Annotated in this window: 13 protein-coding genes; 9 read left to right on the forward strand and 4 right to left on the reverse strand. The window is 62.0% G+C overall.

Features of this window, described 5'->3' with window-relative positions:
- Nucleotides 1-79: 79 nt before the first annotated feature.
- The 8 genes from BG457_RS16080 to BG457_RS16115 all read left to right on the forward strand — a co-directional run bounded on the left by BG457_RS16080 (nt 80) and on the right by BG457_RS16115 (nt 8,253).
- The gene (locus BG457_RS16080) at nt 80-853 is read left to right on the forward strand and encodes an ABC transporter ATP-binding protein (RefSeq protein WP_071798492.1); all 774 of its coding nucleotides are present in this window, start codon (nt 80-82) and stop codon (nt 851-853) included.
- A gap of 43 nt (nt 854-896) precedes the next feature.
- Nucleotides 897-1,631 (forward strand): transporter substrate-binding domain-containing protein, encoded by a 735-nt coding sequence (locus tag BG457_RS16085; protein ID WP_071798494.1) that lies wholly within the window; start codon nt 897-899, stop codon nt 1,629-1,631.
- A gap of 50 nt (nt 1,632-1,681) precedes the next feature.
- Nucleotides 1,682-2,566, forward strand: a complete 885-nt coding sequence (locus BG457_RS16090) for an ABC transporter permease (protein WP_071798496.1) — start codon at nt 1,682-1,684, stop codon at nt 2,564-2,566.
- A 100-nt stretch (nt 2,567-2,666) separates the two neighbouring features.
- Nucleotides 2,667-3,518: an ABC transporter permease gene (locus BG457_RS16095; protein WP_071798498.1), complete on the forward strand. Its 852-nt coding sequence runs from the start codon at nt 2,667-2,669 to the stop codon at nt 3,516-3,518.
- Between the two features lie 3 nt (nt 3,519-3,521).
- Nucleotides 3,522-4,847 carry a glutamine synthetase family protein gene (locus BG457_RS16100; protein ID WP_071798501.1) on the forward strand — a complete coding sequence of 442 codons (1,326 nt, stop codon included), beginning with the start codon at nt 3,522-3,524 and terminating at the stop codon, nt 4,845-4,847.
- Between the two features lie 57 nt (nt 4,848-4,904).
- Nucleotides 4,905-5,609: a type 1 glutamine amidotransferase gene (locus BG457_RS16105; protein WP_071799239.1), complete on the forward strand. Its 705-nt coding sequence runs from the start codon at nt 4,905-4,907 to the stop codon at nt 5,607-5,609.
- Nucleotides 5,606-6,961, forward strand: a complete 1,356-nt coding sequence (locus BG457_RS16110) for a glutamine synthetase family protein (RefSeq protein WP_071798503.1) — start codon at nt 5,606-5,608, stop codon at nt 6,959-6,961. The genes BG457_RS16105 and BG457_RS16110 overlap by 4 nt, the downstream gene beginning before the upstream one ends.
- Nucleotides 6,958-8,253 carry an NAD(P)/FAD-dependent oxidoreductase gene (locus BG457_RS16115; protein ID WP_071798504.1) on the forward strand — a complete coding sequence of 432 codons (1,296 nt, stop codon included), beginning with the start codon at nt 6,958-6,960 and terminating at the stop codon, nt 8,251-8,253. Before BG457_RS16110 ends, BG457_RS16115 begins: the two co-directional genes overlap by 4 nt.
- A gap of 47 nt (nt 8,254-8,300) precedes the next feature.
- On the opposite strand, the gene phaR is transcribed toward BG457_RS16115, so the two are convergent.
- From phaR to phaC, 3 genes are all read right to left on the reverse strand, one after another.
- On the reverse strand, nt 8,301-8,840 hold the full coding sequence (phaR, locus tag BG457_RS16120; protein WP_071798506.1) for a polyhydroxyalkanoate synthesis repressor PhaR: 540 nt from the start codon (nt 8,838-8,840) through the stop codon (nt 8,301-8,303).
- 139 nt (nt 8,841-8,979) lie between these two features.
- Nucleotides 8,980-9,426, reverse strand: a complete 447-nt coding sequence (locus BG457_RS16125) for a Phasin (protein WP_071799240.1) — start codon at nt 9,424-9,426, stop codon at nt 8,980-8,982.
- Between the two features lie 140 nt (nt 9,427-9,566).
- A complete protein-coding gene (phaC, locus tag BG457_RS16130; RefSeq protein ID WP_071798508.1) occupies nt 9,567-11,369 on the reverse strand; it encodes a class I poly(R)-hydroxyalkanoic acid synthase in 1,803 nt (600 codons plus the stop codon).
- A gap of 125 nt (nt 11,370-11,494) precedes the next feature.
- Between phaC and phaZ the strand changes: the two genes are divergently transcribed.
- Nucleotides 11,495-12,775, forward strand: coding sequence for a polyhydroxyalkanoate depolymerase (gene phaZ / locus BG457_RS16135; RefSeq protein WP_071798511.1), 1,281 nt, complete (start codon nt 11,495-11,497; stop codon nt 12,773-12,775).
- 42 nt (nt 12,776-12,817) lie between these two features.
- Here the strand turns inward: phaZ and BG457_RS16140 are convergent, their stop codons facing one another.
- On the reverse strand, nt 12,818-13,408 hold the full coding sequence (locus BG457_RS16140) for a LysE family translocator (protein ID WP_071798512.1): 591 nt from the start codon (nt 13,406-13,408) through the stop codon (nt 12,818-12,820).
- Between the last annotated feature and the right edge of the window lie 134 nt (nt 13,409-13,542).

Genomic DNA, 13,542 nt, shown 5'->3' on the forward strand with positions numbered 1-13,542 from the left:
CCTGAGCAACGCGCAACAGGCTTGCCAAACCGGTGCGACTGCGTGCTAATGGGGAAAAGTTGATCAAATCCAGAGCCCCATGCCCGCCACCCCTGTCATCGAGATCCGCGATCTGCACAAGGCCTATGGGTCGCTGGAGGTGCTCAAGGGGGTCAGCATCAATGCTCAGAAGGGCGATGTGGTTGCGTTGATCGGCTCTTCCGGTTCGGGAAAATCGACGCTCCTGCGCTGTTGCAACCTGCTTGAGGACAGCCAGCAGGGCGAGATCCTGTTCAAGGGCGAGCCGGTGGCGTGGAAAGGGCAGGGGCTGGCGCGTCAGCCCGCCAATCGCGCGCAGGTCACGCGCATCCGTACCAATCTGTCGATGGTGTTCCAGAGCTTCAACCTGTGGTCACATATGACGGTGCTGCATAATGTGATGGAGGCGCCGGTTCACGTTCTTAAGCAGGATCGTGCGACAGTCGAGGCCCGCGCCCGCGCGCTGCTTGACAAGGTGGGGATCGGCGACAAGGCCGATGTCTACCCCGCGCAGATGTCGGGCGGCCAGCAACAGCGCGCCGCCATTGCCCGCGCGCTCTGCATGGAACCCGAGGCGCTGCTCTTCGACGAGCCCACCTCGGCGCTCGACCCGGAACTGGAGCAGGAAGTGATCCGCGTCATCAAGGCGCTGGCCGAAGAGGGGCGCACCATGCTGATCGTGACCCATGACATGCGACTGGCGGCGGATGTCTCCGATCATGTGGTATTCCTGCATGACGGCCGGATCGAGGAACAGGGGCCGCCCGAATCCCTCTTCAGATCACCGCAATCGGCGCGGCTCAGGCAATTTCTCAGTCATTCATTCGCTGAGTGACCGAGGGCAACGACCCCAAAACCAAGAAACAGGGAGATACTCGATGAAAAAGACCACTCTGGCCGCTCTGGCCATCCTTTTCGGAACCTCGGGAGTATTTGCGCAGGACGTGCTGCGCATGGGGTCCGAGGGCGCTTACCCTCCGTATAACTTTCTCAATGACGCGACCGGCGAGCTCGACGGGTTCGAGCGCGAGCTGGGCGACGAGATCTGCGCCCGTGCCGAGCTGAATTGCGAATGGGTCATCAATGACTGGGACACGATCATCCCCAATCTCGTCTCGGGCAATTATGACACGATCATGGCCGGGATGAGCATCACCGAAGCGCGGATGGAAGTGATCGCCTTCACCCAGAATTACCTGCTGCCCGAGCCTTCGGCCTTCATCTCTCTGGCCGATACTGATGTCGCGATGCGCGACAGCGGTGTGATCGCCGTGCAGTCGAACACGATTCAGGCAGGTTATGTCGCGGAAACCGACGCCGATCTGCTGGAATTCCCGACACCTGACGAGACCATCTCGGCGCTGCGCAATGGTGAGGCCGATGCCGTACTGGCCGACAAGGCTTTCCTCGCGCCCTATGTGGCCGATTCGGGCGGTGAACTGGTGTTCCTCGGCGATGACGTGATCCTTGGCGGGGGTATCGGCATCGGCCTGCGCCAGTCCGACACTGACCTGCGCGACACGCTGAACGCCGTGATCGACGAGATGAAGGCTGACGGCTCGCTCAATGTCATGATCGAGAAATGGTTCGGCGCAGACCATCCGAAATTCTGACCTGAGAACCGGGGCAGGGCGCGACCCTGCCCCGGATCGCGCATTTCCCCATGTTCAGTTTCTGCACAGACCCCTCGATCCTGCCGGACTGGCAATGGTTCGCCTGTTACCTGACGAATGCGACCCATCTGCAGTTCTACCGCGCTTTCGGCGTGGTGATCGTGCTTTTGGCGATCACCGCCCCTGCGGCACTGGGGATGGGGCTTCTGGGCGCGCTGGCGCTCCGCTCGCGGATATGGCCGCTGAACTGGCTCGGGCAGGGCTATGTCAATATCGTGCGCGGCGTGCCCGATATCGTGTTCTTTCTGTTCGTGCCGATTGCGCTGGGTCAGGGCATCGAATGGGTGATGCACCAGATCCACTGTCCTGACTGGGACCAGCCAATCCGGCAGGGCAATGATTTCATCGTCTGCCGCGAAGCCAAGGTGCCGCCCGTCAACGCGCCCGCCTGGGTGCGCGACATCTATGCTTTCGGCATGGCGGTCACCGCCTTCGCGCTGGTCTTCGGCGCCTTCGTGGCCAACACATTATATGGCGCGATGCAGGCCGTGCCCAAAGCGCAGATCGAGACCGCCGAGGCCTACGGCATGACCCGGCGTCAGGCGTTTCGCCGCATCGTGCTGCCGCAGATGTGGGTCTATGCGCTGCCCGGCCTGTCGAATATCTGGCAGATCCTGATCAAGGCCACGCCGCTTCTCTTCCTTCTGGGCATTCAGGATATCGTCTATTGGGCGCGGGAGCTTGGCGGACAGAAAACCTCGCTCTTCGCCTATCCGCATCCCGACTGGCGCATGTGGTATTTCCTCGGGCTACTGTGCTTCTACCTGTTCCTGACCTGGGCGTCAGAACGCGCTTTCGCGCGGCTGAACACAAGGCTCTCGCGTGGTCAGGCCACGGCCGCAGGCGAACGGATGCGAAAGGCGGCTGCCGCATGAGCCGGACCCTCCTCATTTTCTTGCCTGAAATACTCCGGGGGGCGGCGCAGCCGGGGGGGCAGCGCCCCCCACGCGACCGCGACGCCACGAGGGCCGCCCGATGAGAAGCTGTGCAGAAAGCTTCAGCGAGTATGCGCTGCGTGCTTTGGGACGCGACTACGGCGCGAACCTGCTGCCACGCGGTCTCGACATCACGCTTTGCGATCAGCTTTTCCTGATCGGCGGCGGGCTGATCTGGAATGTCTATTTTGCCTGCCTCGCGCTCGTGATCGGCTTCGGTCTCGCCGTGGTGGTCGCAGTCGCGCGCTTCAGCGAGAACCCGTTTCTCAGCCGCCCCGCCGGGGCCTTCATCTTCATCTTCCGCGGCTCGCCGCTCTTCATCCAGTTCTTCTTCTTCTATTCCGCCTTCGTGCTCTTGCCGCGTGCCGGGATCGACATTCCGCTGGGCTTTCTCACACTGACCGTCAACACATCGGCCCTGACCACCGCGCAGGTGGGCGGCGTGATCGTGCTTGTGCTGAACACCACCGCCTATTCGGCAGAGCTTTTCGTAGGCGCCCTGCGCGCGATCCCGAAGGGCGATCTGGAGGCCGCCGACGCCTATGGCATGTCCGGTTTCACCAAATTCCGCCGTGTGGTCTTCCCCTCCATGCTGCGGCTGGCCTGGCCCAGCTATACCAATGAGGCGATTTTCCTGACCCATTCCACGACGCTTGTGTTCCTCTCGGCCTTTCCCGCGCGCCAGCAATCGGGAGAGGCGTTTTATTACGCGCGCTATTTCGTTGATCAGACCTTCAATCCTTTCGTGGCCTATCCGATCGTCGCGGCCTATTTCATCCTGCTCACGCTCGCGATCATCGGCCTTTTCGGCCTCGCCAACCGGCGGCTGAACCGCCATTTGCCCAAGGTGCAGCGTCCGCGCCTGCGCTTCCGTCCCACATATATTCGGTGATCCATGACGCCTGACCCCGCGCTTCTGCACAATATCCGTGTTGCTGTTGCTGACCTGAATGGTCAGGCCCGCGCCAAGCGCGTGCCTGCGGCACAGTTTGACAAGCTGATGCAGGGCACCTCGAAGATGCCGCTTTCGGCGCTCAATCTCGATATCTGGGGCAATGATATCGTGGACAGCCCGCTGGTGTTCGAAACCGGCGATGCGGATGGTTTCCTTTATCCGACCGAGCGGGGCTTGCTGCCCATGCCCTGGATCGGCCCCGAGGCGGGGCTCTTGCCGATGTGGATGTTCCATGCCGATGGCCGGCCTTTCGAGGGCGATCCGCGCCATGCGCTGGCCCGGATCAAGGCGAAGCTCGATGCGAAGGGCTGGCGCGCCATCACCGCGACCGAGCTGGAATTCTACCTGATCGACGACAGCGAGCCGCAATTCCTGCCGCCGCGCAGCCCGGTCTCGGGGCGGCGCGCCATGGGGGCGGCGACGCTCTCCATGCGGATGCTCGATGAATATAACGCCTTTTTCGACGCGCTCTATGCGGGCTGCGAGGCGATGGGGATCGACGCCGATACCGCCACATCCGAGGCCGGGCCGGGCCAGTTCGAGATCAATCTGCATCATGGCGATGACCCGCTGAAAATGGCAGATGACACATGGCTCTTCAAGATCCTGATCCGCAGGCTGGCGCGTGCGCATGGGATGGCGGCCAGCTTCATGGCCAAACCCTATCCGGCGGCCTCGGGCAACGGGCTGCATATGCATGCCTCGATCCTGGACCGCGACGGGCGCAATATTTTCGACAATGGCGGGCCGGAAGGGTCAGAGGCGCTGCAACATGCCATCGGGGGCGTGCTGCGGCTGATGCCCGCCTCGACGCTGATCTTCGCGCCCCATGCCAACAGCTATGACCGGCTGGTGCCCAATGCCCATGCGCCCACCGGCATCTGCTGGGCCTATGAGAACCGCACCGCCTCGGTCCGGGTGCCGCTCGGGCCGCCGAAAGCGCGCCGCTTCGAGCAGCGTGTGGCGGGGGGCGATGTGAACCCCTATCTGCTGATGGCGGCAATCCTTGGCGCGGCGCTGGTGGGGCTCGAAGACCAGCTTGCCCCGCCCAGGCCGGTCACGGGTGACGCCTATGCGCAGAACCTTCCGCAAATCCCCGGCACATGGGCCGAGGCGCTTCGCACTTTCGAGACCGAGCCCTTGATGTCGCGCCTGTTTGAACCGATGTTGATCGACAATATGATCCGCACCAAACGTCAGGAAATGGCCGGGGTGGCTGCACTCTCCGAACAGGCTGTGCGGGATCTCTATCTGGAATCTGTCTGACCTCTTGCCAGAGCACTGCAGAGAATGCTAAATTTGATCAAATTAAGCGAGGCAGGCATGAAAATCGGCATCTTGCAAACGGGTCAGGCCCCCGAGCCGATCCGCGACAGCATCGGGGACTATCCGGTGCATTTCGCGCGCCTGCTCGACGGGCAGGGTTTTGATTTCGCCACATGGCATGTCGAGGCGATGGAATTTCCCGCATCCATTCATGACGCCGATGGCTGGCTGATCACCGGCTCGCGCCACGGGGTCTATGAGGATCACCCGTTCATCCCGCCACTGGAACAGTTCATCCGCGACGCCCTCGGGGCCGGGGTGCCGGTCGTGGGCATCTGTTTCGGCCATCAGATCATGGCGCAGGCGCTGGGCGGGCGGGTCGCGAAATTTACCGGCGGCTGGGCCGTGGGCGCGCAGGAGTATGATTTCGCGGGCGAGCGGCTCACGCTGAACGCCTGGCATCAGGATCAGGTGATCACGCCCCCCAAGGGCGCGCAGGTTCTGGCCAGCAATGACTTCTGCGCCAATGCCGCGCTGGCCTATGGCCCGCATGGGCTTTCGGTTCAGGCCCATCCCGAGTTCGAGGATGATTTCATCCAGGGGCTGATCGACACACGCGGGCGCGGGGTCGTGCCCGAACCGCTGTTGCAGAAGGCCGAGGCGCGTCAAGGCGGCGCGCGTCACGCAGATGCGATAGCGGCGCGGATCGCGCGCCATTTCAAGACCCATGCGCGGGCAGACACGCCATCGGAGGCCATATGAGCAACTGGCGCGACCAGATCCCGCAAGCCGCCCGTGATTTCCTGTCCGGGCGCAGGCTCGACGAGATTGAATGCATCATAGCCGATATGGCCGGTGTGGCGCGTGGCAAGGCCATGCCCGCCTTCAAATTCGGCGAGGATACCAAATATTATCTGCCGAATTCGATCTTTCTGCAGACCATCACCGGGGACTGGGCCGAGTTCCGCGACGGGGCCGATCTGGAACCGGATATGATCATGCGACCCGATTTCTCCACCGCCACCGCCGCCCCCTGGACAGCGGACTGGACATTGCAGATCATCCATGACGCCGAAGACAGCGAGGGCCGCCCGATCAGCACCGCGCCGCGCAATGTGCTCAGGCGCGTGCTCGATCTCTACCGCGCCGAGGGCTGGCAGCCGGTGATCGCGCCCGAGATGGAATTCTTCTTCGTCGCGCGCAATCTCGATCCCAATATGCCGATAATCCCGCCGATGGGCCGCACCGGACGGCGCGCAGCGGCGCGGCAGGCCTATTCCATGTCGGCGGTCGATGAATATGGCAAGGTGATCGACGATATCTATGATTTCGCCGAAGCCATGGGGCTGGAGATTGATGGCATCCTGCAGGAAGGCGGGGCCGGGCAGGTCGAGATCAACCTCGCGCATGGCGACCCGCTCAATCTCGCCGATCAGGTCTTCTATTTCAAACGCATGATCCGCGAAGCGGCGCTGCGCCACGACATGTTCGCGACCTTCATGGCCAAACCCATCGAGGGCGAGCCGGGCAGCGCCATGCATATCCATCATTCGGTCATCGACACTGCGACCGGCAGGAACCTCTTTTCCACCGAAGCGGGCGAGAGCACGCCGGAATTCATGTATTTCATTGGCGGGCTGCAACGGCATCTGCCATCGAGCGTCGCGCTGATCGCGCCCTATGTGAACAGCTACCGCCGCTATGTGCCGGATTTCGCGGCCCCGATTAACCTCGAATGGGGCTATGACAACCGCACGACGGGGCTGCGCGTGCCGATTTCCTCGCCTGCCTCGCGCCGGGTGGAAAACCGGCTGGCCGGGATGGATTGCAACCCGTACTTAGGCATCGCGGCATCATTGGCCTGTGGCTATCTGGGGCTGAAGGAAAAGCAGAACCCGCGCGAGGAATGCCGCACCAATGCCTATATGGATGACAATGAACTGCCCATGACGCTGGGCGCGTCACTCGACATGTTCGACGGCGCCACGCGGCTGCACGAGATCCTCGATCCCGAATTCTGCCGCATCTATTCAGCGGTCAAGCGCAATGAATATAACGAGTTTCTGCAGGTCATCAGCCCCTGGGAGCGCGAGCATCTGCTGCTGAACGTATGAATCTGCTTTTCGCCAATGACCGGGCGGGGGAATACCCGCCCAGCTATTATGCCGCGACGGCTGAGCTGTTGCCGCGCCAACCTGCGCTGCAAGGCGCGGTAAAGTCCGATATCTGCATCATCGGCGCGGGCTATACCGGGCTTTCGGCCGCCCTGCATCTGGCGGAACGCGGCTATTCGGTGGTGGTGCTGGAAGCGCATCGCGTGGGGTTTGGCGCTTCGGGGCGCAATGGCGGGCAGGTGGGGCCGGGCCAGCGGATCGAGCAGGATGCCATCGAGCGCATGATGGGGCGCGAGGATGCGCGTAAACTCTGGGAGATCGGCCTGCAGGCGCGCGATCTGGTGCAAGCGCTGATCGCGCGCTTTGACATGGATGTGCAATACAGGCCCGGAGTGCTGCATGCTGACTGGCAGGCGCGCGATGTGCCCCATGCCCATGCCTATGCCGAGAAACTGGCGCGGGATTATGGCTACACGGATATCGAGGCGCTGGACCGCGAGACGGTGCAGGCCATCGTGCGCACGAAAGCCTATCAGGGCGGTGTGCTCGATCATGGCGCGGGGCATCTGCACCCGCTGCGCTATTGTCTGGGGCTGGCGCGCGCGGCGCTGGGGGCCGGGGCGCAGATCTTCGAGGACTCGCTGGTCGTCGATATTCAGCACGGCGCGACAGCGAAGGTGCAGACCCGGCAGGGCCATGTCGAGGCCGCGCATGTGCTGGTGGCGGCCAATGGCTATCTGGGCGGGCTGGTGCCGCAGGTCGCGGCCAAAGTCATGCCGATCAACAATTTCATCATTGCGACCGATCCCTTGCCGCAAGGCACAGTGCTGACGCGCGATGTGGGTGTTGCCGACAGCAAATTCGTCATCAATTATTTCCGGCTGGCGCAGGACGAGCGCTTGCTGTTCGGGGGCGGTGAAAGCTATGGCTACCGCTTCCCCGATATCATCCGCACTGTGCGCAAACCGATGCTGGAAGTGTTTCCGCAACTGCGCGATGCGCGCATTGCCTATGCCTGGGGGGGGACGCTGGCGATCACCATGACGCGGCTGCCCTGTTTCGCGCGGCTGGCGCCGAATGTGCTGTCATGCTCGGGCTATTCCGGGCATGGGGTGGCGCTGGCGACACTGGCCGGGCAGATCATGGCGGAAACCCTTGCGGGCCAGTCGGAACGCTTCGATGTGATGGCACGGGCGAAGCTGCCGAGCTTTCCGGGCGGGCCTGCCCTGCGCAGCCCGCTGCTGGTGCTGGCGATGACATGGTATGCGCTGCGCGACCGGCTCGGGCTGTGAGCGGCGGTCCGGGGTAGGGTGCGTGCTGCAGCACGCACCTTACGCGATCAGTTCATGCCCGAAAGCTTCTTCTGCAATTCCGCAAGCTGCTTCTTGATCTCGTCGAGCTCATCCTTGCTCTCTTTGCCATTCTCGGCTTTCGGCATCCCCGGCCAGCCCGCCATCATCGTTTTCAGGAAAGCCTGCTGCTGGCGCTGCATCTCCTCGAATCCCGGCATGGCGGCCATGGGATTGGCCTTGCTCATATTCTCCATGATCGTCGACTGCCCCTCGCGCAGCATCTCGAAGGACATGGCCAGAAACTCCGGCACCACGCTCTGCGCCTGCGTGGTGTAGCTGCGCACCAGATCGGTCAGCACATCGATGGGCAGGACATTCTCGCCCCGGCTCTCATGCTCGGCAATGATCTGCAACAGATATTGCCGCGTCAGGTCATCGCCGGATTTCAGATCGACGATCTGAACCTCGCGGCCTTCACGGATGAAACCTGCAATATCTTCCAGCGTCACATAATCGCTGGTCTCGGTATTATAGAGCCTGCGGCTGGCATATCGCTTGATCAGGAGCGGCTTTGCAGTGTCGGACATGGTTCCCCCTCAGGCCAGACAATATTGCATTGCAGCAAGACTAGACGGGGTTTTTACAAAAGGAAAGGGCGAGCGTCATGCGCTCGCCCTTGGTCAGGCATCTTCAGGGAGGATCAGATGCCCGGCGAAACCCGGAGGCTTACTTCGCAGGTGCTGCAGCCTTGGCAGCTTTCGTTGCCGTGTCGGTGGCTTTCTTGACAGCAGCAGCGGTTTCTTCCTGAATGTCCTTGCCGGCAGCCATCATCAGCTCAACCGTGTCCATCTGCACTTTTTTCGCGATTTCAGCGAAAGCAGCGACATGCTCGGCGGTCATTTCAGCCTGAGCCGAAGCGAAATCGGTGATGGCTTTGGTGTAGTCAGCCGGATCTTCCTTGACGGTCGACACTTCGCCAACCTTGGCCAGCGTGGCTTTGGTCCATTTGGTCGAAACTTCGGTCGATTTCTCGGCAGCTTCCAGAGCAACCTTGCTCATTTTCTCTGCCAGAGCGGCTTGCGATTTGAACGCGTCCTGCATGGCGGAAGTGTCCACCGGGAATGCGCCCATCATGTCTTTCATCATCTTGGTGTAGTCAACGGTCTTGGTCATGGCATGTCTCCTTGCTACATGGCGGTCGCAGGCCAGAACATCCGGTGTCTGCGTCTGATCATGAATATGCATGCTGCGGCGCAGCATTTCAAGGATTTTTTCTGCAGTGCAGCAAAATTATCCTGCACTGCAGCGCAAGCCTATGACATAGCGGCGTTTTTCGAACTGATCACATAAGTGCCGGGGGCATCCGCCAGCGCCGGATAGTCCGAATCACCGGGGTTCCGGGCCGGAACCAGCGCCCCGGACTTGCTGCGCAGCCACTCTTCCCAGCGCGGCCACCATGAACCCTCGTGGAATTCCGCCGCCGCGTGCCACTCCTCGGGCGTGCCCTCGGGCGCGGGCCCCGCGTAATGGCCGTATTTCTTCTTGCTCGGCGGGTTGATGATCCCGGCGATATGGCCCGATTCCGACAGGAGGAAGGTCTTGTCCTTGCTGCCCATTTTCGAGATACCCCGGAAGCTGGAGCGCCAGGCGGCGATATGGTCGGTCTCGCAGGCAATCGCGCAGACCGGGTGCTTCACATCCGAAAGCGACACATCCTCGCCGCAGATGCGGAAGCTCTGCGCCGCGAACCGGTCCTGCTGGCACAGCCCGCGCAGATATTCGACGCACATCGGGCCCGGCAGATTGGTGCCATCGCCATTCCAGTAGAGCAGGTCAAAGGCGGGCGGGGCCTCGCCCATCATATAGGCGCGGATCGCGGGGCCATAGATCAGGTCATTCGAGCGCAGGAAGGAAAAGGTCCGCGACATGAAGAAACTGTCGAGATAGCCTTTCTCATTGCACTCCGCCTCGATCCCGTCGACGAAATCATCCTCCAGGAAGACACCGACCTCGCCCTGATCCGAAAAATCCGTGAGCGTGGTGAAGAAAGTGGCCGAGCGCACCGACTTGTCCTTGCGCTTGTTCATCAGCGCAAGCGTCAGCGACAGCGTGGTGCCCGCGATGCAATAGCCGATCACATTGACCTGTTTCTCACCCGTGATGTCGCGCGCGACGCGGATCGCTTCCAGATAGCCATCTTCGACATAGGTATCCATGCCGACATCGGCAAAGCTGGCATCCGGGTTCACCCAGGAGACGACGAACAGCGTATAGCCCTGATCGACGATCCATTTGATCAGGCTGTTCTGCGGTTTCAGATCCATCACGTAAAATTTGTTGATCCAGGGCGGGAAGATCACCAGCGGCGTGCGATGGACCTTTTCGGTCGTGGGCGTGTACTGGATCAGTTCGAACATGCGGTTGCGGAACACAACCTTGCCGGGCGTGGTCGCCAGATTCTCGCCCACCTTGAACGCGTCCTTATCGGCCAGCGTCACCAGAAGATCACCCTTGTTCGCCTCGATATCGCGCACAAGGTTCTCCAGCCCCCGCACCAGACTTTCGCCCTCGGTCTCGACCGCCTTCATCAGCGCGTCGGGGTTGGTCGCCAGAAAATTCGTCGGCGCCATCATGTCGACGATCTGCTGGGTGAAATAGCCCAGACGGCGTTTTTCACGCTCGTCGATCGTCTCCAGCGACTGGACCGCATTGGTCATCGCCTCGGTGGCCAGCATGTATTGCTGTTTGACATAGTTGAAATAGGGGTGCGATTTCCACAGCGGATTGGCAAAGCGCCGGTCATCGGGGGTCTTGTCCTCGGGCGCCGCGATCTTGCCGCTGCGCAGCACCTCCTGCGCCTCGATATTGTGCTTGAGCGCTTTTCCCCAGTAATCAAGCTGCTGTTCCAGCGCTTTCGACGGGTTCTTGACCATTTCGGTCCAATAAGCGGTGACGGCGTGCAGAAACAAATCCGAATCAGGGGCTTGCAGGCTGGGGCGCGGGGGATCGCGATGGGCAAGGGCCTCGGTCAGGCGCTGGGTCAGCTCCTCGACCCGTGCCATATTTGCCTTCATGCGCTCGACTTTTTGGTCATCATCATATTCGGAAGTTGTCATGTTAAGAATTCCCCCCTATTCTTCGCATGTGCAGCATAGGTCGCTCCGATTGATCTTAACGAGGCACGGATACGAATAAAAGCGTCGAATCTTGCAAGATTATGTCGCGCAGCATGGGGACAGACATGAAGGGTATGGCGACCTACGACCTGATGGAGTCGATTCGCAACACGAATGAATGGATGGGTGCCTCTGCCCGTGCCTTTGCGTCCTACCCGATCTGGGGCATGACCCCGAACCCCATGTTCAAGGTGATGTCGGCCTGGGGCCGGGTCACGGAACGCAGTTTCGCCCGTATGGTGATCAAACCCGATTGGGGGATCACCTCGGTCGTGGCCGAGGACGGGCGCGACCATATCGTCGAGGAAAAGATCGAGATCGCGCGCCCCTTCGGCGCCCTTTTGCGCTTCAAGGTCCATGGCCGCCCCGAGAAAGCGCGCCGCGTGCTTCTTTGTGCGCCGATGTCGGGTCATTATTCCACGCTGCTGCGCTCGACCGTGGCCAGCCTTCTGCCCGATTGCGAGGTCTGGGTGACGGACTGGCACAATGCGCGCGATATTCCCGTCTCCGAGGGCAAATTCGATATCGAGGATTACACGCTCTATCTGACCGATTTCATGCGCCATCTGGGTCCGGACACGCATGTGATCGCGGTCTGCCAGCCGGTGCCGCTGGCGTTGGCCGCGACCGCTTATCTGGCCGAACTCGACCCTGCCGCGCAGCCGCGCACCCTGACGCTGATCGGCGGGCCGGTCGATCCGCATGCCGCCCCCACCGAAGTGACCGATTTCGGGCGCAGCGTGACCATGGGCCAGCTTGAGCATCTGGCGATCCAGCGCGTGGGTTTCAAATATTCGGGCGTCGGGCGGTTGGTCTATCCGGGGCTGTTGCAGCTTGGCGGTTTCATCTCGATGAATATGGAACGCCACGCACAGGCTTTCGTCGACAAGATTTCCGCCGAGGCGCGGGGCGAGGCGGGCGAGCGCGACAAGCACAACCGTTTCTATGACGAATATCTTGCGGTCATGGATATGACAGCGGAATTCTACCTCTCGACCGTCGAGCGCATCTTCAAGAATCGCGAGATCGCGCGCAATGCCTTCACGGTGGACGGCCATAAGGTCGATTTCGCGAAGATCACCACAGTTGCCGTGAAGATCGTCGAGGGCGAGAAGGACGATATCAGCGCGCCGGGCCAATGCCTCGCGGCGCTGGACCTGCTGACCGGCCTGACCGACAAGCAGAAAGCCAGCCATCTGGAACCCGGCGCGGGCCATTACGGCATTTTCGCGGGCAAGTCCTGGCGCAACAATATCCGCCCGCTGGTGATGAATTTCATGGATACCCATTCGGGCGGTGGCGGGCAGGGCGCGACCCGGCTGAAAATCGCGGCCTCGAACGGCTGACCCTGACCAAGGCCCCGGCATCCGCGCGGGGCCTTGGCCATCCTAGCGCAGCATCATCCAGAGCGCGACACCGGCGAGCAGCAGCGCCGAGCCGCGATTGAGCAGGGCCGCGCTGATCCGGTTCTGCCACAGGCCCAGCAGCCGCGCCCCGGCCCATGTCCAGACCGTGAAAGCCACAAGGTTGTTCAGCGTAAACAGCGTCGTCACCCAGAGCACGCGCTCGATGCTGCGGTCATCGGCCAGAAACTGCGCGAACATGGCCGCGATGATCGCATAGGCTTTGGGGTTCAGCAGCAGAAGCACCGCCCCGTCCTGCACGCCCGCGCGCGAGGCCCGCGCCCCCTCCGCGACCATGCCCGCCCCCCAGAGCCGCCAGGCCATCCACAGCACATAGGCCCCGCCCGCCAGCGCCATGCCCTGCGCGGCTTGCCCCGCGACCCCGGCCAGATGGCCGAAGCCGAAGCCCAAAGCCAGCGTCACGACCCATGTCGCCAGATGATAGCCCAGCGAGGCAGGCCAGCTTGCCGCCAGCCCGGCGCGGGCGCCCAGCGTGGCGAAAAAGACATTGCCCGGCCCCGGCGACCAGGCCAGCGGCAGGAGAAACAGGATCAGCGCGAGGGATTCGAGTGGCATGGCAGGACTCCGTTATGGTCCTGAGCAGATGCGCGATCCCTCTGCGCCCGCGCGACCCGGAAGTTGCGCATTGTGCATCCCGGGGCAAATTTCGGCATCCGGGATTTCTTTTTCGTGGCCAAGCGACTAGATCA

It is taken from the genome of Natronohydrobacter thiooxidans, assembly GCF_001884735.1.
GTDB classification, from domain to species: domain Bacteria; phylum Pseudomonadota; class Alphaproteobacteria; order Rhodobacterales; family Rhodobacteraceae; genus Roseinatronobacter; species Roseinatronobacter thiooxidans_A.